This is a genomic window from Adhaeribacter arboris (assembly GCF_003023845.1).
Classification (GTDB): Bacteria; Bacteroidota; Bacteroidia; order Cytophagales; family Hymenobacteraceae; genus Adhaeribacter; species Adhaeribacter arboris.
In genome coordinates this window covers 2,061,360-2,081,499 of the sequence record NZ_PYFT01000001.1, presented here as the reverse complement: position 1 = coordinate 2,081,499, position 20,140 = coordinate 2,061,360, and the positions used below count along the sequence as shown (strand labels likewise).

15 protein-coding genes are annotated in these 20,140 nt (G+C 41.4%); 3 read left to right on the top strand and 12 right to left on the bottom strand.

All coding sequences use genetic code 11. From position 1 onward, the window contains the following. Nucleotides 1-39 precede the first annotated feature (39 nt). A complete protein-coding gene (locus AHMF7605_RS08505; protein ID WP_106928312.1) occupies nucleotides 40-450 on the bottom strand; it encodes a hypothetical protein in 411 nt (136 codons plus the stop codon). 728 nt (nucleotides 451-1,178) lie between these two features. On the opposite strand from AHMF7605_RS08505, the gene AHMF7605_RS08495 reads away from it, so the two are divergent. After that, nucleotides 1,179-1,445: a hypothetical protein gene (locus tag AHMF7605_RS08495; protein WP_233218985.1), complete on the top strand. Its 267-nt coding sequence runs from the start codon at nucleotides 1,179-1,181 to the stop codon at nucleotides 1,443-1,445. A 250-nt stretch (nucleotides 1,446-1,695) separates the two neighbouring features. Beyond that, a complete protein-coding gene (locus tag AHMF7605_RS08490; protein ID WP_106928306.1) occupies nucleotides 1,696-3,735 on the top strand; it encodes a M3 family metallopeptidase in 2,040 nt (679 codons plus the stop codon). Between the two features lie 139 nt (nucleotides 3,736-3,874). Here AHMF7605_RS08490 and AHMF7605_RS08485 read toward each other — a convergent pair whose 3' ends face one another. Both AHMF7605_RS08485 and AHMF7605_RS08480 read right to left on the bottom strand, forming a co-directional pair. Beyond that, a complete protein-coding gene (locus AHMF7605_RS08485; protein WP_106928304.1) occupies nucleotides 3,875-4,297 on the bottom strand; it encodes a DUF4890 domain-containing protein in 423 nt (140 codons plus the stop codon). Between the two features lie 209 nt (nucleotides 4,298-4,506). Next, nucleotides 4,507-5,568: a PA0069 family radical SAM protein gene (locus AHMF7605_RS08480; RefSeq protein ID WP_106928302.1), complete on the bottom strand. Its 1,062-nt coding sequence runs from the start codon at nucleotides 5,566-5,568 to the stop codon at nucleotides 4,507-4,509. 584 nt (nucleotides 5,569-6,152) lie between these two features. Between AHMF7605_RS08480 and AHMF7605_RS08475 the strand changes: the two genes are divergently transcribed. Beyond that, the gene (locus tag AHMF7605_RS08475) at nucleotides 6,153-6,326 is read left to right on the top strand and encodes a hypothetical protein (RefSeq protein WP_233218984.1); all 174 of its coding nucleotides are present in this window, start codon (nucleotides 6,153-6,155) and stop codon (nucleotides 6,324-6,326) included. 69 nt (nucleotides 6,327-6,395) lie between these two features. Here AHMF7605_RS08475 and AHMF7605_RS08470 read toward each other — a convergent pair whose 3' ends face one another. The 9 genes from AHMF7605_RS08470 to AHMF7605_RS08430 form a co-directional block, all read right to left on the bottom strand. After that, a complete protein-coding gene (locus tag AHMF7605_RS08470; protein WP_106928298.1) occupies nucleotides 6,396-10,523 on the bottom strand; it encodes a chemotaxis protein CheB in 4,128 nt (1,375 codons plus the stop codon). A 266-nt stretch (nucleotides 10,524-10,789) separates the two neighbouring features. Further along, the gene (locus tag AHMF7605_RS08465) at nucleotides 10,790-12,328 is read right to left on the bottom strand and encodes a GAF domain-containing protein (protein ID WP_106928296.1); all 1,539 of its coding nucleotides are present in this window, start codon (nucleotides 12,326-12,328) and stop codon (nucleotides 10,790-10,792) included. 184 nt (nucleotides 12,329-12,512) lie between these two features. After that, nucleotides 12,513-12,749, bottom strand: coding sequence for a biliverdin-producing heme oxygenase (locus AHMF7605_RS30790; protein WP_394336193.1), 237 nt, complete (start codon nucleotides 12,747-12,749; stop codon nucleotides 12,513-12,515). Next, nucleotides 12,749-13,090, bottom strand: a complete 342-nt coding sequence (locus tag AHMF7605_RS30785; protein WP_106928292.1) for a biliverdin-producing heme oxygenase — start codon at nucleotides 13,088-13,090, stop codon at nucleotides 12,749-12,751. The genes AHMF7605_RS30790 and AHMF7605_RS30785 overlap by 1 nt, the downstream gene beginning before the upstream one ends. Before the next feature lie 82 nt (nucleotides 13,091-13,172). Then, nucleotides 13,173-13,808, bottom strand: coding sequence for a hypothetical protein (locus tag AHMF7605_RS08450; protein ID WP_106928290.1), 636 nt, complete (start codon nucleotides 13,806-13,808; stop codon nucleotides 13,173-13,175). Between the two features lie 129 nt (nucleotides 13,809-13,937). Continuing rightward, a complete protein-coding gene (locus AHMF7605_RS08445) occupies nucleotides 13,938-15,725 on the bottom strand; it encodes a hypothetical protein (protein ID WP_106928288.1) in 1,788 nt (595 codons plus the stop codon). 112 nt (nucleotides 15,726-15,837) lie between these two features. Continuing rightward, nucleotides 15,838-17,070 (bottom strand): multidrug effflux MFS transporter, encoded by a 1,233-nt coding sequence (locus AHMF7605_RS08440; RefSeq protein ID WP_106928286.1) that lies wholly within the window; start codon nucleotides 17,068-17,070, stop codon nucleotides 15,838-15,840. A 162-nt stretch (nucleotides 17,071-17,232) separates the two neighbouring features. Next, nucleotides 17,233-19,209: a cellulase family glycosylhydrolase gene (locus tag AHMF7605_RS08435; RefSeq protein ID WP_106928284.1), complete on the bottom strand. Its 1,977-nt coding sequence runs from the start codon at nucleotides 19,207-19,209 to the stop codon at nucleotides 17,233-17,235. Between the two features lie 112 nt (nucleotides 19,210-19,321). Then, a complete protein-coding gene (locus tag AHMF7605_RS08430; protein WP_106928282.1) occupies nucleotides 19,322-19,918 on the bottom strand; it encodes a pseudouridine synthase in 597 nt (198 codons plus the stop codon). Nucleotides 19,919-20,140: the final 222 nt, after the last annotated feature.

The following is a 20,140-nucleotide window of genomic DNA, read 5'->3' as shown; positions in this document are numbered from 1 at the left end:
GAGTGGCCTTTTTAGTAGGGAGGTTTTTTTTAATAATTTTTATTTTTTACTGGCAGCAGAGCTGTTCGGCTTTTTCGTTTCTGTTTTATCTTCTTGTAAAGCGGTAAGTTTTGAATCAGTAGTTTCTTGGTAAGTTTTGTAAGCAGCTAATTGCACTGGGTTAAGTAGCGCCGTAAATTTCTTATCAAAGTCAGTTTCTACTTCTTTTAATTTTGAAGCTAAAATAGCGGGGTTATCGCTGTACATGGCCGCAATTTCATCCGATTTCAAAATTCTTTCCCGATTAAGGGCTCTTAATTTTATATATTCTGCTTCGTTCAACTGCAGTTCAGTGGCCATTACCCGGGTTAATAAGGTAATTCTTTTTTCGGCAGAAGAAGGAATATTTTGCGCCTGCGTAAAAGTGCTAAAGAATGCCGCTATTATTAAACTTAAAACTACTTTTCTCATAAATATAAAGTTAAAAAAAGATAAGGTAAATCAAAACAATCAAAATAATTTTATTTATAGTACAACTTTTATATATTATAATAAAGGTATATTACGTTCCTTTTTCATAATAGTTATATCTAACTCCAATAAGAATGCTATTATTTTGCTCATCGTATATCCGCAATTTTGCTGCCATAATATTTACTATTTAATATTTTTTTGGAGTATTCTAATTTATAATTGATTAAAGTGTTAAAGAAGCAAATAGATTCAGGGTTTTATGCTTAACCTATTGATAAACTGCCTTTAAGTAAATTATTAAGGTAAACGCTTGAAAGTTATAAGATTAGCTGTATATTTAAGTAATGCAGTAAATGAAGAATAGCTTTGTAGTTTGTGTTAAACCGTAAACAAATTTATATGCAACCAGAACTTTTACTTAACAAAATCGAATGGAGAGTTTGTGCTAAATGCGGACTTTCTTATATCTCCAACCAAGAAACTTGTACCAATTGCTCTTTATCCCGGAGTAAACCCGAACTTTTAGCCGGTTTAATTACCACATTCATTGGCATTACGGCCTTATACTTTTTATTTCAATTATAGAAATTTAAAAAGGAGATTTTTGTTCTTTAGTGAATTAAAAAGTTATAAGGTTAGAAGAGCAGCGAAATTAAATAATTTTCGTTAGAGGCTACATATATTTTAACTATTGATAAACTAGCTTGCCAACTTGCCGTTAAGCAATGCCACTAAATGATATGCTGAATGTAAAAAGTTTTGAATCGCTGCCCGTAACCGAACAGATGCAGTATATTCATTCGGAGGGACATTATTTGCATTATAGAATAAAAGGCTGGTGTAAAATAAATATTTATTGGTTAGGCAGTTTTTACGCGGAAGTTTGGTTTTTATATAATCTTAAAGATGTCGGATTAATTCGAACCTACACCAAAGCAACTTGCCTGGACCCGTACTTAGCCGATCTGCACGTACCGCAGTTATTTGAATAAATTTTGCAGAAGCAAATGATAGTATAAACAAAATTATAATAGTATTAGATTGGCCTATTTAAATTGAAATTAGAGTAATAATAGTTTACCGATTGAGCGACTTCTCTGAATTATATAATTAATTTGGTGGCAATAAGGGCTTAAGTTTACCTGAACGTACTAGCAACTCTAGATTTTACAATCTTATTGGTGCGTTAAATTTGTAGCTTTACCTTATTTTTACTTAAATTAAATAATATAATTGTAGCTCATGAACCCGTTATTAATCAATTTTGCTACTCCTTTTGATACAGCTCCCTTTTCATCCCTAAAAAATGAACACTATTTGCCCGCTATTCAAGAGGCTATTCGTTTAGGTAAACAAGAAATAAATCAAATAACCCATAATCCTGCTCCTGCCACTTTCGAAAATACTATTGTACCTCTGGAACGGAGCGGTGAATTACTGGATAGAGTTTCCAGTATTTTCTTCAACCTGAATGCGGCTGAAACCAACTCTGAAATGCAGCAACTAGCCAAGGAAATATCACCTTTACTGGCGGCCTATGGGAACGACATTATATTAGATGAAGCGCTTTTCCAGCGGATTAATCAGGTTTATGAAACAAAAAAGAATCTTCAATTAAATGCGGAAGAAGCAACCTTGTTGGATAAAACCTATAAAAGCTTTATTCGGAACGGAGCGCAATTACCCGAAAGCGGCAAAGCTCGCCTACGCGAAATAGATAATCAATTAGCCCGTTTGTCGTTGGTGTTTGGCGAAAATGTACTCCACGAAACCAATAGTTATTCGCTGGAAATAACCAATCTCGAAGATTTAAAAGGATTACCGGAATTCTTGCGGGAAGCCGCCGCTCAGGCAGCCGCGGAAGCGGGTAAAGAAAATTCGTGGCTGTTTACCCTCCATTTACCGAGCTATATCCCTTTTATGATGTACGCTGAAAACCGGGAGCTTCGCCAGCAACTTTACCGGGCTTATGCCTCACGCGGCTGCCAGGATAATGCTTATAATAATGAATCGGTGGTATTAGATATAGTTAAGTTAAGGCAGGAACGGGCGCAGTTATTAGGTTTTGAGACACATGCCCATTTTGTTTTGCAAGAAAGAATGGCCGAGACACCCGGTAAAGTTAGTCGGTTTTTGCAGGACTTGTTAATTCATGCCAAACCCGTAGCGGAACACGAAGTACAGGAACTAACGAATTATGCCCGGCAAATAAGTGGACCGGAAAATTTACAGCGTTGGGATTTATCTTTTTACTCCGAAAAATTAAAAAAGGAAAAGTACTCCATTGACGATGAAATTCTGAAACCTTATTTTCAACTGGAAAAGGTTATTGAAGGCGTCTTTGCGGTTTCCGGTAAATTATATGGTTTGGTGTATAAAGAAAATACGGAAATTGAAACGTACCATCCGGATGTAAAAGTTTACGAGGTGCAGGATGAAGAAGGGCAGCATATTGGTATTTTCTACTGCGATTTCTTTCCCCGGCCGGGTAAACGCAATGGTGCCTGGATGACTTCTTATCGGTCGCAAAAAAAAGAACATGGCCATGATCATCGGCCGCACGTGGCTATAGTATGTAATTTTACCCAACCTACTCCCAGTAAACCCGCCTTACTTACCTTTAACGAAGTGCGTACTTTATTCCATGAGTTTGGCCATGCTTTACACGGTTTACTCGCGAACAGCACTTATTCCAGCCTTTCGGGTACGCATGTGTATTGGGATTTTGTGGAGCTTCCCTCGCAGGTTTTTGAAAACTGGACTACCGAAAAAGAAAGCCTGGATTTATTTGCCCGCCATTACCAAACCGGTGAGCCCATTCCGGATGAACTTATTCAGCGCATTAAAGAAAGTACCAATTTTATGGCTGGTTATGCTACTTTGCGGCAAATAGGTTTAGCTCGATTGGATTTGGCCTGGCATACTACTCAAACGGATTTGTGGGAAGATGTTTTTACTTTTGAAAATAAAATTTTAGCCGAAACCGAAATTTTACCTTTTGTAAAAGGCGCTAATACCAGTTGTTCTTTTTCGCATATTTTTCAAGGCGGTTATTCTTCGGGTTATTACAGTTATAAATGGGCCGAAGTGCTGGATGCGGATGCTTTTGAGTTTTTTCAGGAAAAAGGCGTATTTAATAAGCAAACAGCCACTTTGTTCCGGCAACACATATTGTCGGCGGGAGGCAGCGAACCTCCCATGATTCTGTACAAACGTTTTCGGGGTAAAGAACCTTCGCCTTTAGCTCTTCTTAAGCGCAACGGCTTGCTGAAAGTTAAATAGTAGCTAGTAATCTAGAAGAAGGTGAAAGGAATATAGAACCGAACGGGACTTGAATTTGATTACAAAAGAAAAGCAAAAAAGCAAGCATTAGCGCTTGCTTTTTTGTTTAAGAACCACTCGGGTTTCTAAAATATTACGATTATTTAGTGTCCGGCGTATTTCTATGCCGACGGTCTCGCATTTCTCCTTGCTGCGCTTGGTATTTGGTAAATTGTTCCGGAGTTAAAATAGCTTTTAGCTGGGTTTCCCAATTCTCGCGCAGAGTTTTGGACTCCTTACCAATGTTGTTGTTTTGCGTAGCGCCGCTGTCCTTATACTTTCCGCGTAAGGCCTGCATTTCCTGCATGCGCTTTAAATTTAAAGCTTGCAATTGAGTTTCCTGATCGGCCGTTAAACCTAAAGATTTGGCCATCATTTTTGTTTGGCGTGCTGCCCGTTCCTCGGGGGTGGCCCGTTCCCGTCGTAACGATTGTTGTTCGGTGTTTGTCTGGTTACCTGTTTGCGCGTAAGTAGCAGAAACAGCAAATAAACCTAAAGCAAAAACAAATACTAACTTTTTCATAATAAGTAATTAAAAACATTCATTTATTACTTAGAGGGTAGCCTCATGAAAAGGTTTAATGCCGGATTAAATCTTTTTATAAGTAAGTAAATAAACGTTGATCATTAGTAGGGTAGAAGATTAAGTAAAACTTAAATCAGCAAAAGGCCACTAATTATTACGTTCTAAATTTTGCGTGCAGTATTTACAAGCAATTAGGTTTTTTTTAGCTAGAATAAACCGAGTTGCTTGCCCGCTTTCGTACAAAACAGGTGGTAATTATAAGGCTTCATTTGCTTATCTTTTAAGTACTTCTGTTTTGCCATCCGGAACAAATTGCCAATGGTTTCGGCCCATTTTCCTTCGCCGGTCATTCGGCGGCCAAAAGTACTGTCGTTGATTTTTCCGCCGTGGCAGGCAGCAATCTGATTGAGTACTTTCTCTGCCCGGTCCGGATAATTTTTCGCGAGCCAATCCCGGAATATTTCCCCAATAGAACCATTTAAACGCACAATATTGTATGCCGCCGATACAGCGCCATGTTCAGCGGCTTGCCGCATTAGTTCGGGTATTTCATGATCATTGAGCCCAGGAATTATGGGAGCCAGCATAACATTTACCGAAATTCCGGCACTGCTTAGCTTTTTTATTACGGCTAAACGCTTAGTAGCGGCAGCAGTACGAGGCTCCAAGCGCGACCGGAGTTCTTCGTTTAAAGTAGTAAGTGAGATATTTACGTGCAGCAGATTTAACTTGTCTAGCTGAGTTAAAATATCTAAATCGCGCAGAATAAGCGCGTTTTTAGTAATAATGCTCACGGGGTGCCGGTATTCTAAAAGTACCTGAAGCATCCGGCGAGTAAGCTGCATTTTTTGTTCTATGGGTTGGTAGCAGTCGGTATTGCCGGCTAGCATAAGCGGTAGTACCCGCCATTTAGGATTTTCGAGTTGCGCCGCTAATGCTTCGGGAGCATTATGTTTAATAATAATTTTTCTTTCGAAATCTAATCCGGCGCTGTAACCCCAATACTCGTGGGTATTGCGGGCATAACAATAAATACAACCGTGTTCGCAGCCTTGATACGGATTCATTGAGTAGGAGAGTCCCAGGTCCGGACTTTCTACTTTGTTGATAATTTTTTTAGGAGCTTCGGAAAAGAATTCTGTTTTTGAATTTTGCCAGAAAGGCTCGTCTAAACCTTCCAAATGTTCCGTAACATACTCGTTTTTCCGGAAACGGTTAGCCGGATTTAACTGGGCTCCCCGACCTTTTAAGTATTCTAGCTCTTCCATAAAGCTAAAATACTAGTTTTGGCTAATTTTTAAAGTATTTAGCTAAAGTATTTAGCTAAATACTTTAAAATAGCTTTATAGTGTTTAGTTTGCTATAAAAATTAGTTTTGTTGCGGTTGTAAGTACTTGTTTGAATAAATGACCGACTGATTTAATTTTTAGTACTTCTACGAAATTAATCAGAGTATTTTTTCTATTCAAATGGGCTATTATAGGAGTTTACAAGCTGAGCAATGAACGACAAATAACCTATAACTAATTTTACTAAGACTTCCACTTAGTTGATGATAGAATCGGATTTTTTGTAAATCATAAATCTTTAAAGAGAAGGTAAGAAGAAGTAATTATTTTGATAAAAAAGTTGCACTTTACGTAAAGCGGTTTTATTTGTTTCTGTTTTTTAAAATTTATTTTTAAATTTCGAAAGGAATCAAGGTAATAGTTTACTATTGGTTTACAGAATTATAAAATTGCTTAAAGAATACTTCAATATCAAATATTCTTAATCTATGTTGGAATTAATCAATCTTGTGGCTGTTTCGGTTGCTTTCAATTTACTGTTCTTTCTATATGCTTCTACCAAAATGGAAACAAAATTAAACCCAATGGTTACTACCTTGTTTTCCTTTATTTTTAGTATTCCGTTGAGTATTCTTATGGCGGGAGTTTATACCATTATGATGGTTTATGCTTTATTTATTGGAGCCGATGAAGATGCCATGTGGGCTTACCTGGAAGAACGGGAAGTAACTAAATAAAAATAGAAGTTACATAAAACGTAAATAAAAAGGCGCTTACACAAGCGCCTTTTTATTTAAGAGCCTAGCTCACTCACTGCGCAAGAATATTTTAAAAGTAGTGCCTTCGTTCAGTTTACTGGCTACCTCAATCCGGCCGCCGGCATTTTGAACAATCTTGTTTACAATATACAAGCCCACTCCCGAGCCTTCGACGTGGTTATGAAATCGTTTAAACATACCGAATAATTTGGATTGCTGCGATTCTTCAATGCCTAAACCATTATCCTGTACAATAAGAACAGCGTAGCCCGGCACTTTTTCGGTGGAGACTTTTATCTGTAAAGGACGTTCCGCCGCCCGGTATTTGATAGAATTACTAATTAAGTTGTACAAAATACTTTTAAGGTTGGTTTTAGAAAATTTAATGGCGGGGCACTCCTGGCAATTGGTTTCGATAACGGCCGCTGATTCTTCCATTAAATTATTAATACTAAGTTTAATGTCGTCCAGTAAATCTTCTATGGTTACTTCGGTAATATCATCTTCTTCCTGTTTTTCCGCTTTCGTAATTTCCGCCAAGTCTTTGATAGTGGTTTGGAACCGGTCGACGGATTTCTTAATATGACTTAAAATTTCCAGAATACGGTCGTCCGCATTTTCTAATTCCATCTCCAAATGGTACAATAAGCCTTCAATATTAGAAATGGGTGATTTTAAGTCGTGCGAGGCGGTATAAACAAAATTATCTAAGTCGTTATTTATTCGGACTAAATTAGCGTTAGTTTTACGTAGTTCTTCTTGGGCTAATTTTAAATCCGTTAAATCAATCAGCGAACCGAGCATCCGGTACGGAATTCGATTTTCGTTTAAAATAATGTAGGCACGATTAAACACGTACGCGTACGAACCATCGGCTTTGCGAAAGCGGTATTCGGCCGACCATTGCTCCTGACTGTTATTAATGGCCTGGTTTAAACTAGTAATAATCTGGTCTTTGTCTTCGGGGTGAATGCGTTCAAACCATGATTCTACGCCGGGCTCTATTTGTTCGGTAGTGTAATCGAACATGGTTTTAAAACCTTCGTTCCACCAAAGCTTATTGTTCATCATGGTCCAATCCCAGATTACATCGTTGGTAGTTAAAGAAATAAGCCGGAAACGCTCTTCACTCGCCGATAACTCCCGGGTACGTTCGGCAATACGTGCTTCTAATTGGTTATTCAGTTTTTTTAGATTTTCTTCCGCTGATTGTAATTCTTGGTAGGCCGATAATAATTTTTGCTCGGCAATTTTTTTCTCGGTAATGTCGGCGAAGGTTATGGTAAGTCCGTCTTCTACTTTAGTAGCTACTGTCTGAAACCAGCTCTGCAGGCCATCGTAGTCGTAATAATGTTCTAAGTTTAATAATTCGCCGGTATTTACCACCTGCACAAAACGATTAAATAAGCGGCTGGTTTTCATGCCCGGCAACTCAGTTAGTAAACTTTTACCGGGTAACTCCATTGGATCCTTTTTAAATATCCGGCCAATAGCTTCGTTGGCCATGGTCCACTCAAAATCTACAATTTGGTTACTAGAGCCTCGTAAGGCTTTTAAAGCGGTAATACCATTGATAGAACTATTTAAAATACCTTGGAGGGTGTTATTCAAATCTTTAAGCAGCGTAATATCTACGAAGGTGATCACTACCCCATCTAATTTGTTTGTTTGCTTTAAATAAGGAACCAAACGCATCAGAAAGTAACGGCCATTTCTGATTTGAATTTCTTTTTCGAGGGGCTTACCCGTATCGATTACCGTTTGAATATCATCGAGCAGATGATCATACAATAAGTTATTGGAAAAATGAGCCAGGGGTCGGCCAATGTCGCTCGGAATTAAATTGATTTGGTTAACAATGGCCGGAGTAAATTTCCGGATGGTTAGTTGCTGATCCACAAACATCTGACCGATATCAGCGTTTCTAAAATAATTATCCAGGTCTTCGTTTAACTCAATAAGTTCTTTAATTTTTTGCTGGTGTTCCGTATTAACCGTATGCAGCTCTTCGTTTAACGATTGCAGTTCTTCGTTGGTGCTTTGCAGTTCTTCATTGGCCGAGAGAAGTTCTTCGTTGTTGGACTGGAGTTCTTCGTTGGATACTTCCAATTCTTCGAAAGTGGAATAGAGATTTTCTTTCGTTTCGCTTAATTCTAGTTCTAAAGCCGCAATTTGTTCATTTTGGTTACTGGCCGATAAAAGCCGCGTTTCCAATTTTTGATTTTTAGGCCGGCTAGCTTCACAAAATAAAACAAACAGAAACCGTTCGCTGAACTCGCCGGACAAATACGGTTTTATAATAATATTTATTAGCCGGGAAGAACCATTACGGGTAAGCTTTACATTTTGCAGAATAGTTTTTTGCTTGGTTTTGGCTACTTTTCTAATGGAAGAACCCAAAGCTACCGCCAGGTCTTCGGGCACCATTTTAATTAAACTAAAATGTAGTTGCCAATCAGGCAGGTCTAAGTATTTTTTGTAATCGCCAATAGCATGTAACAGGCGGTAATTTTCGTCAATGCAAACGCCGGCGTAGTTAAATTCTTCTACCAGGGTGGCATTAAAAATATCACTTATTTGGTGTTGCAGGCTTTGTTTGTTCTTTTTTATCCGGGTAGGCTCAGCGGGTACCCGCGCGTCAACTTGTAGCTTGCGCACTAATAAATTAGGAGGTAAAGTTTTACGGGAGGCCTCCAGGTTTTTGTAGATTTTCCATTTCCGGCTGATTTCAGCAAAGTACTGCTTAAAGGCGCCCAGGTTTTCACTAGGACCTAAAAATAAAAATCCCCCAATATTTAGAGCAAAGTGAAAGGCTTGTAATACTTTATGCTGCAAATTGCCGTCCATGTAAATAAGCATGTTGCGGCAACTAATTAAATCTACCTTACTAAAGGGCGCATCTTTGCCCACATCGTGGTGCGCAAAAATAATCATTTTCCGGATAGGTTCGCACACAATATAATCATCGCTCCGCCGGACAAAATACCGGGCTAACATGGGTGGCGGCAATACCTGGGTTATAGTTTCGGGATACACCCCCCGGGATGCCACCTGAATAGCCTCTTTATCTACATCGGTCGCAAATATTTTTACCGGCAAGTAAATTTGATGGCGGTTTAAATACGTGTCCAATAACATGGCTAAGGAATACGGTTCTTCGCCGGTGCTACAGCCTGCTACCCAAATTTTAATGCTCTCGTCCTGCTGCTTCGAGCGGACGATTTCCGGAATAATTTTTTCTTCTAAAAGAGCAAAAGCGCGTTCATCGCGAAAAAAACGGGTAACATTTATCAGGAAATCGCCGCACAGATGTTTAATTTCGGAGGGCGTTTCTTTTAAAAATTGCAAGTACTTTTCGTAGGAGTCAAAATTAATTTCGAGCATTCGCTTGGCTACCCGGCGGGCCAGAGTAGGGCGTTTGTAGGAGGTAAAATCGAGCTCACAGGTTTCTTTCGCAAATTCCAGAATTTCTTCCAGCACCGCGTTGTTTTGCAGCGAAGTATCTACGGCCGCCGTTTCCGGCGCGCTATGGTAATTATTAATGTAATTAACCAGGTAGGTGGCAATCTTCTTCGGGGCCAGCACGGCGTCCGCTAAGCCGGTGGCAATGGCGCTATTCGGCATTCCATCAAAGTGAGCGGTAGCCGGATCTTGTACCACTACTACGCCGCCCGCTGCTTTTATTGCTTCCAGGCCGCGGGTACCATCGCTGCCGGTTCCCGATAAAATAACCGCTATACTTCTTTTACCCGTATCGGTGGCCAGAGAGTGCAAAAACGTATCAATGGCCATGTTAGGAACCGAAGATTGATTTTTATCGGCTAACCGCAACTTGCCTTGTTGTATGGTAAGCGTATTTTTATTCGGAATCAGGTAAATGCAATTAGGCTGTAGCATTAAGCCATCCCGCGCTTCCATAATGGTCATGGTGGTGTGCTTAGTCAGCAATTCCGGCATTAAACTTTTATGAGTAGGCGAGAGATGCTGAATAACCACAAAGGAAGCATCGGTGTTGGCGGGTAAATGGTCAAAAAATTCATTAATCGCTTCTAAACCTCCGGCAGAGGCGCCAATGGCGACCACAAAAAAATTAGCTGCCGGTACCCGCGAGCTTAATTTTTGCGGCTGGTAAAGCGATTCCGTGAAAAAGCTATCGGATGTTGATTGTGTTTCCATTCTATTTTGCCGAAGCCATCAGCTTTCCATCTTAACGCGGCAAAGATCGGGTTTGCCTTTTATCAAGGAATAATTTCCGGTTGTTTTAGTGGCTAAATGCACTACTTTCTTGCGGAAGATGTAAGATGACCTAAAATTATCATTTAAACGCGGATTATACGACTATTTAGAATAAACTACCCGCCTACTTATTTATTATCTATTTACTATTTCTATCTAAAATTAACAAACCAGCATCATTATCCAACTCTAACCTTTCCGAAGCATTAATGGCTATCTCTTACTATTCGTTCTAATACCGCAATCCGTAACTGTTCCGCCATTTGCACGTCTTGCTCCGACCAAGGTAAGGACATGTTTTTCACTTGTTCTTGCCAAACAGCAAAGGAATTTCGGGGGTGATAGGTTTTACCATCTGGTTCTATAGTAATAGCTTGATTCGGGTTACCCCCCCAGTCAATCGTTTGCGCTCTTTCTTCCCGGAAACCTAAGATATAGTCACCTCTTTCCAGGGCAATAGGTAAAGCAATTAAACCACTCGCCACTTCTTTATAATGAATGGCAGGTTCCAGAAATTGCGTCAGGTTTTCGGTAATATATATTTTATTTATCCGGGAGCGCTGTAACCAATGCACAATACTCTTTATCTCGTCGTTCGTCGGGGTTTTACCCACTTTTTTGATTTCGCCATCCAGCACAATGGCGGCACCCGTACTCGTGAATAAATGGTTCAGGGTATAAGCTCCTTGAATTAAACCTTGCCTGAAATCCGGTTCTTGGTACATTTGGGCCAATAGTTTCGTGAAAACTTCGTTCAGGTTATTAATCTGACCTAAGCTTTGCTCGTTTTCTTTGGCTACTACCTGCGCCGAAATAATGGAAGATAATAAAACAAAGGCCGAACGCATTTCGAAAGACAAGTTTTTAGCCGTTTTATGATGGCAGGAAATTAATCCCCAAAGCAGGTTGTCTTTAATAATAGGAGTCGACATAGAAGCCTGTACCCCCATATTTTTTAAATATTGCAAGTGAACGTTGGCCACACTGCGTAAATTACAATCCGATAAATCGGTAAAATTGGAAGAAATAGGATTTAAAACCGGTACGAGCCGGGCGGGCGTATACTCCCGGTTCGGAAGGAAACGGTACGGATTTTTAAAATATAAATCGCGGGCATTGCGTGGTACATCCGAAGCCGGGAAACATAAATTTAAATAAGGCTGCAAGTCGGGCTCCAAAGCTTCGGCGAGTACACTGCCGTTCCAGTTTTTATCAAACCTATAAATCATTACCCGGTCAAAACCAGATAACTTTTTAATTTCCGTAACGGCAATCTGGCCCAGCTTCTCAATGGTATCGGCTTTTTTAAAGGCCGCCAAAATAAACATGATTTCCTGGTAGATGTGCACAAAATCCAGTTGGCCAGGCGCCAGCGGCTGAATGGGTTCCAGTTCCAGTAAAATGTAGTTTTCTTTGCTATGAATAACCGCACTAAAATTCTTCTCGACGCTGTTGATGGTAAAAGAAACATTTTCGGGAATGCGGTCTTCGATATTCCATTGCTGGGTTTTGCGTCGGATTACCTCTATTTGCTCGGCTAATATAAATTCAGTTAAATTCCGGTTAAGGATATCGGCGGGAGTAACCCCTAGAAAATCCGTTACATTTTCGCTGATTTGCCGGATCAGAAAGGTTTCTTTTTGCACCACCATGATAAAGCCGTGAGGCTGTACTAAATTAATAAAGTGCAGGGGCAAACTGCCGCAAAACTCCGAATCGTAATTTTTATTGGTAGGAATATCCATTTAAATAGGTAGTAGGTTTACGTTGTACGTTTTCAAAGCTTTGTATATGAATATGCTATACTAGATTTAACTTAAATTTTAATTATAGCGGATTTTTTAAGTGCTCGGACAGAATTAAATTAATTATAAGGCATTTACGCACTAAACATTAAAGACGTAAAACGTACTACCTACTTATTAGCGTTTAAGTATTAAACCAAACTTCTAACTTCTGAAAGGTACGGGTAGCCGTAGTAACAATGGCTTCCTCCTGCGCCGGAGTTAAGGCAAATCGCGTTAAAGCTTCCTGAAAAGCTTTCCACTTGGGGCCGGTCTGAGTACCATAGCCGTTAAAAAAAGCAATGCCGTTTTCCGGAGTATACCCTAAAGTTTCGTAAACAATCTTCGAAATTACCTTTCCGCCTAAAGTAGATCCTTCCATTACATACAAAGCCCCAAGGCTTCGCTTATTTCCGAAATACGCGGCAAATCTGGGCAAAGGGGTAACGTAGCCAGTGCAATGTTTTCTTGGTTAATGGCGCGTAAATCCTGCAAAATACTGGCGGCTTTTCGGCGGGTAGGTAAGTCGGGCAGGTAATATTCTAAGCTAGGTACAAGGTGAATTGAACTTTCCAGGGGCTGAAAAAAACCGTAGAATTTGCGTAGAATTTGCGTGTAATTTTCCGGAGTAAGTTGGCGGGTAGCAATGGGCTGCATTAGAGGGCTGGCTTCTACGTTACGGTGGCAGGCGGCAGTTTTAGCTTTTAAAGCTTCTAAAATCATACAAAAAGCAAACTCTAATTCTAAAAAATAAAAGCCTTCGTTCGTAACGGAAGGCTTGATTAAAACTAATACGTAAAAGTAGTTAATCTATTTGCCAGGAATCCATTTTTATTTTCTCTATTTGAAGATAGCTCTTGAAGCTTTGCAGGAGCCGGGTCATTTCCTCGTCGCGCTGGTTCATTTGCGTAAATTCTTCATCCGACTGGTTTAAAACCGGTTCAAGCTGCAAAATGTTTTGCTTTATTTGTTCTACTACTATTTCGGAATGTTGCCGGACTTCAGGGTCTAAAGCCTCGTTATCAATATTTGCGTTTAATTTTGCCACGTAATCCTGCATAAAAAGCAGCATATCCCAGGGATTGTTCGGGCGGTTCCAGGTAAACTGCACGTTGCAACGGCGGCATTTATATTTATTCGATTGCCAACCTTTCTCGTGGCGAGCAATGCCGGTTATTTTTAGATGCGAATTTTTGTGGCATTGTGGGCAGGTAGCATGGTCTTGCACAATTTTACCCAGCTTCTCGCGCCTTTCTAAAACAACTTCGCGGGCAGCCGCGTGCGCGTAAATCTGCTCCGTTAATTTTGTACACGATTCGGAAACTTGCTGGTGCTCCGGACTAAGTTTACCTAGTTTTATTAGTTTCTCCGCCCGTTTACCGAAGTGGTTAGCTAGTTTAATTACCTCGCGTTCGTTTGGTTTCAGGTTATGGATGGTCATCCCCGTTTAAAATTTAAAATAAGCCCTGTTAATGGTTGGCAACACAGATAGATAACCTTTTATTATTTTATTTTTGTCTTGTGTTTTGCCGCGCACCTGTGTCAAAAGGTTCTTTTTATTTTATAAATTTTAAAGTAAAGCTCCGTCCAGGGCAACAGTTTGAAAAGCCGAAAGGGTGAGCTGAGAACCAGGTAAGTAATTGGGGTAGGTAGCTTTGCCAGTGGCTGTTCCGATGATAGTGTGCGTATGAATAATAAAATTTTCCGGCAGCTCTACTACCTGCGGTTCAGAAGTGTGATTAGCTATCAATAAACAGCTACCGATATCATTACGCAGCAAAAAAGAAGTTATTTTCAAAGGTTCCGGGTGATTAGTAGGTAAAACGTGGATTGGTTTAAACGCCAGAATATAGGCCAGCAAGTAACCCACCGCATAAGGTTGATCTTGGTGGTAAATGCCATTTGGGCCCGTGGTTTCAAAATAAGTAATGGAGGCAGCGCCCGCTTCGGTTAAGTATTTCAGGCTGGCCAAGGTCCAGCCGGAGATAAAACTGGTTGGCTGACGTGGATCGGTTGGGATCGTAGAAGTATTTTGGTCGGAAGAAACAATGGCGTTAAACCGCGGTTTTAAAGTAACCGGCGATAGATGAATGGGTCGCTTACCTGCTATATGCCGGGCACTCTCAACGGTGTCGGCCTGGGAAGCGGTATTTTCTATTAACGTTAGATCATCAAAGGCGTGCACTTGCGGGTTAATGGCATAAACTACAAAATCAGTGGAGGTAAGGGTAAAAGGATGCCGGTTAAATTCAGTAAAGTTGGCATCGCTGCCCCCTCCTAATGGTACTCCCGGAAAAGTAGTGCGTAAAGCCGGAACTACTTTCTGCAGTAAGGCATCGGTAGTGTAACTCTTAGCGGCATCAAAAATTAAAATACTTTGTAGTGGTACAGCTTGTGCTTGAATAAAATTTACGAACGAATGAACCTGCTCTGAAGCATCCTCGCCAAAAAACAAGGCCAGTTCTAAAGGAATAGTCAGGATGGTGCTTTGGTGTAAGGACCTTTTTAGCGGTTCCCGCCAGTGCGCCTGATTTAAGAAAACATCTGCCCGGAGGTGTTTTAAACCGAGACTTTGCAGAAAATGGACTTCATTTGCGTTAGGATCTGAGCCAAAAGAATTCATTCCTAGCCCTAGTTCCGGGAAGGCTATCGGCTGCGGATGTACGTGAATGCGCGAAAGGAGAGTAGTGGGGGTAGTAGTTACCACTGGTACCGGCTTTACCAACCGGAAAACTACCTGTTGTTGTATTTCATCGCCGGAATGTACCTGAGCCGGAATAGGCTTACTTAAAGGAGTACAGTACGTTTTATAAGATGCATCGGACCAGTTGCGTTGGTCTTCAGATTCAAAAATATCCCCGCTAAATTCCAGGCGGGCTACTCCTTGTTCGGCAACCGGCCATTCCATGGCTTTTAAATTAAGAAAAGGCTGGTGCGGGCTGATACGAATAGGGAAGGTGCCGTAGGTAAAACTGCCATCCGGGTGTTCCAGGCGACATGATTGCCCAGTTATACCCGTTATGGGGTGCAGCACGCAAAAACCCGCCCGGTTTCTTAAAAAATTACTTTGAGCGAAGCCCTTTAAATCAAACGTAATAGTGCCGTCCGCCTGACCTTTTATTTTGGCCTGCCACTTCATTTTAATATCTTGGTGGTTTAGGTGGTAGGTATAGCTGATAGAAAAAGTATCTTCGGAAGTATGAATGTGTTCATCGGTTAAAGTGCCGAGAATGGTTTCCCAATCCTGATCGCGGACGGCAAAGTAAATCATACGTACCACTTCGTGCCCCGCAGTTTGGATGTACCGCAGAAAACCTTTATCATAAAGGGCCTGTACGGGTCCGGCTTTTACAATCATAAAGTAGAATTTAGGTGTTTAAAGCTGTTCTTAGCACCTCCTCAACGGAGGCGAGTTCCTGTTTTAATCTATAGAATTTACTTTGAATCTTTACTGGATGTTATCTTAATTTTTAATGCAGCATACCGGCGGGTGCTTCTATCTGGGGTTCATCTTCGGTAGCCGGAATAGCTTTACGACCCCATACTAATATAATGAAAGCCAACAAAGCCGAGCCGAGCATAATAGCGGTCATGGGCAAGGCCGAACGGGCTTCAAATAAACTTAACAATACCGTAGCCATTGCCCCAAAACCCATTTGCGATGCTCCCATTAAGGCGGAGGCGCTACCGGCATTTTTAGAAAAAGGCCGCATGGATAAAGCCGACGCATTCGGGAAAGTTAAACCCAGGCAGCACAAGTAAACAAAAATAAAAGCAATGGTGGCAAACAATCCCAGCCAGCCCATCGTGGTGGCAATTACAAATAATAGAGCCGTGAACGATTGGCAAAAAAGTGCCGTGAGTATAATTTGTTCGCTGCGGTATTTCTTAAGTAAAATACTATTTACCTGACTAGCGCCGATTAAGCCAACGGAAAGAAAAGCGAAGATCCAGCCGTACTGTTTTTCACCCACTTTAAAAATTTCCATAAAGAGCAAAGGCGAACCCGATACATACGCCAGCAAACCGGCAAACGAAATAGCTCCCGAAAAGGCATACGTGTAAAATTGCGGCACTCTTAATACGCCAAAGAAATTGGTTAAAATAGGTTTAGGTTTTAAGGAGTAAGAGGGATCGGGTTTACTGCTTTCGGGTAAACCAAAATAAACGGCCGCTAAAATGGCGGCACCCATGCCCGCTAAAATTAAAAACACGGTTTGCCAGCCAAAATCAGCGGTAACGTAACCCCCTACAGTGGGCGCTACCATCGGCGATACGCCCACTACCAGCATCAGCAGCGAAAATACTTTAGCGTTATCTTCAATCGGGAACAAGTCGCGCACCATGGCTACCGAGGCAACTGCCGCGGCGCAACTACCAATGGCCTGCACAAAGCGCAGCGCCACCAAAGTTTCAATGGAAGTAGCAAAAGCACAAGCCACCGAAGAAATAACATACACCATTAAGCCGGCGTAAAGCGGATTTTTGCGGCCGAACCGGTCTAGTAACGGACCATACAACAACTGACCCGCCGAAATGCCAATGAAAAAACTGGATAAAGAAAGCGCTACATCGGCCACTGTAGTACGTAAATCTTTCGCGATGGCCGGGAAGCCGGGCAAATACATATCAATGGAAAAAGGGCCAAGCGCGGTAAGGGTACCTAAAATCAGGATAAGGGAAAAATATTTCTGACGAGTCATGGGGTAAAAATAAGCGGCAAAGATAGCAGAATTAAATAACCAGGAACGATTTACCTGGCCGCTTACCTACGTTCGGCTGGTTTAATAGTTTAGAATTTCGGGGTACAATCTAGAATTCCGTTGCGCTTGTAAACAAACCGGCTTGACTGGTTAATTACCGAATTAATCAACTTTAACCATTCGGTGGATAGTATACGAATGATCGGTTTGCGTTAATTTAACCAAATAAACTCCGGCGGGGAAGGTAAGTATATTTACTTCCGTTTGGCTCTGGAAGCTGTTTCTTAAAAGAACCCGACCCAGATTATCCAGTATTTCGTAGGTTAATTTGCCGTTTGTTTCCGCTTTAATTGTTAAATGGTTACGCGCCGGATTGGGGTAAACATGTACTGCCGATTTATTTTGATTTTTTTTAGTGCCCGTAACCGTTCCTGGCTGCCGCACCTGCGCGGTATCTTGATCAGTCAGGTAAACATTATCGAACCACAGTTGATTATTGTTAAAAGCGGCATGTTCACTGGTAATTTCCAGGCGGTCAATCCGCCTCCAATCAAATTTACCTTCCGGGTTATACCATTGGTTGTTGTCCCAGGCTCCTTGTTCTGCAAAGTCCGTCAGCGGGATATGGAGATGATGCCAGCGCCCGTCGAAAGATACTTTTTGCGCATCTAAAGTAATAACCGCCCGCCAGGGATGGTCGTTGGGAGCTGTGGTTTTAGTATCAATAAACCGGAGGTCGAAGTTTACGCCGGGCGCAGTGCCTCGCACGAAAAAATCCAGCGCGTAAGCTTTTTTCCGTAATTCTGATAAATCTTTATCTGGTTTAAAATTTAAACTAATACTGTTGTACTGCTCGGCTTTAGCCCAGGAAATGCTATAGTTGCCGTTGTTGGGCAAGTCGGGTGAGTAAAAGTTTACATTGCCGCTGCCGTAACTTTCATTGCTTAAGCCCGCCCCCAGATAATCATCGTAAATTAAAAAACCAACCGTATCGGGTTTTATGGTAAAATCGGTTTGTGGCGGCAGGTTAAAACCCAAAGCAGTTAATAGCGGAATGTTTAAATCGTGGTGAAACAAATCATTGCCACCGGGTTTAAATAAACCAAAGCCGCCGTGGTAATCCCAGGTAGTCCAGGCAATATTTTTTTCTTCTAAATAACTCCGCACAGTTTGATACCAGTTTACCCGGTCGGTGGACGGACTATTCGTAGCCAGCACCCCAAACTCGCCGCAAAACACTTTTACTCCGTGGGTGTTTTTAAAATTAGCCGCTACATCAATCCATTCTTTTACTTTGGCTACGGTGCCATCAGTGGAATATTGGTTATAAGCGCTTTCGAGCCAGGTATTCTTTAAGGTGGCGGGTAAAGCGGGCATATTGGTAGCTTGGTACGGAAAAGGCATTTGAGCTAATGGCTCCATCGAAGGTTCTACCCAGCTAGCGCCTTGGTGGGTGAACAAAAACGGATCGTAAAAATGGAAGGTATAAATTAAGTTCGTATCCGGATAAACCGGCATTTCGGCCATGCTTTGATAACTGTTAAAATTAGTAGCGCCCACAATTATAGTATGTTGGGTATCCACGGCCCGAATAGCGTTGATAACTTTTTGCTGAATAGCATTCCATTGAGTAGCGCTAATGCCGTGCGGCTCATTCAGAACTTCGTAGTAGAGTAAGTTGGAGCGGTTTCGGTAATGCTGGGCCACTTGCGGCCACACTTTTTTCAGAATTTGCTCAATGTCGGGCGGGGTGTTCGCAATTGGGTCGAAGGTATGATTATCTAAAATCAGGTGCAGGTTTAATTCTTCGGCCCATTGTACCGGCTGGTCTAAAAACTGGAAGAAGAGTGGTTCCAGGGTATAATTTGGAGCTCCGCTGGTCATGTAGTGCAGATTAATCGGCAGCCGGATCACATCGCAGCCTAAGCTTTTAATTTGCTCAAAATCTTTTCGGGTATATTTATTAATCTGGACTTCCCGAACGCTGGCTGCCTGAAACCAATTTGTTAAATTAATTCCTTTCCGGAAAGGCGCTTCCTGCGCCTGAAGCTTACCGAAACTGCCAATTAACAAAAGAACGCTTATGAATAAGATATTCTTTATTCTACTGGATTTTTTAAAAAAGTAAAGTGTCTGCATAGTACCTAACTAGGCGTAAGTATATCTTCAGAACGAACGATTTAGCTGAAAGTTAAAAGGAAATAGCCAAAAGCTTGTTTTGAAAGAATTTAATTCAGATAAAGAATTTTATTTACGATACTAGCTTACTTTCAGGAAGCAAGTTGTTTACTACTTCCGTTATTTCCTTCACTTCCCCAATTGCCAAATCACCCAGCTCAATAGCACCAATCCGGACCCGTATCAGACGCAAAGTGGGAAAACCAACGGCGGCGGTCATTTTTCGTACTTGGCGGTTTTTGCCTTCGGTGATCGTGATGGCTACCCAACTGGTGGGGCCGTGTCGGTCGTCGCGTATTTTTCGTGCGCGTTCTTTAAACGGAGGGCCAGGTTCTAACCTACGCGCTTGGCAGGGCTTCGTCTGGTATTTTTCGTTCCGTAAACCAATTTCTACACCTTGTTGTAGTTTTTCGATTGCCTCCGGAGTTATAATACCATCCACCTGGGCGTAGTATTCTTTTTCTAATTTACTGCTCGTGAAAAAGGTGCTTACTTTACCATTAGTTGTAAGTAACAGCAAACCTTCGCTGTCTTCGTCTAAGCGGCCAATCGCCATGGTGCCTGTTGGGAACGGATACAATTCACCTAGTCGTTTTTTCTTTTTGGCTTCTCCTACAAACTGACTTAAATAGCCGTAAGGTTTGTGCAACATAAAGTGGTGATGAGGCATGCCGGTTATATAAGTGAGCTTAGCGCGAAAATAGCAGAGCTAAAATTTAAATATTGCGGCAAAGATAAATATTTGCAAGTCTAAATACCTTGTTTTTTGCGGCATTTACGGCTGGGTCCCATTGGGTGCATTTTTCTACTAAATCATCGAGCGCTTCGCCGGAACGAGCGGCTACCACTACGCTTATTCCTCGCCGGGCAAACTCCAGGGCCGATGCCCGCC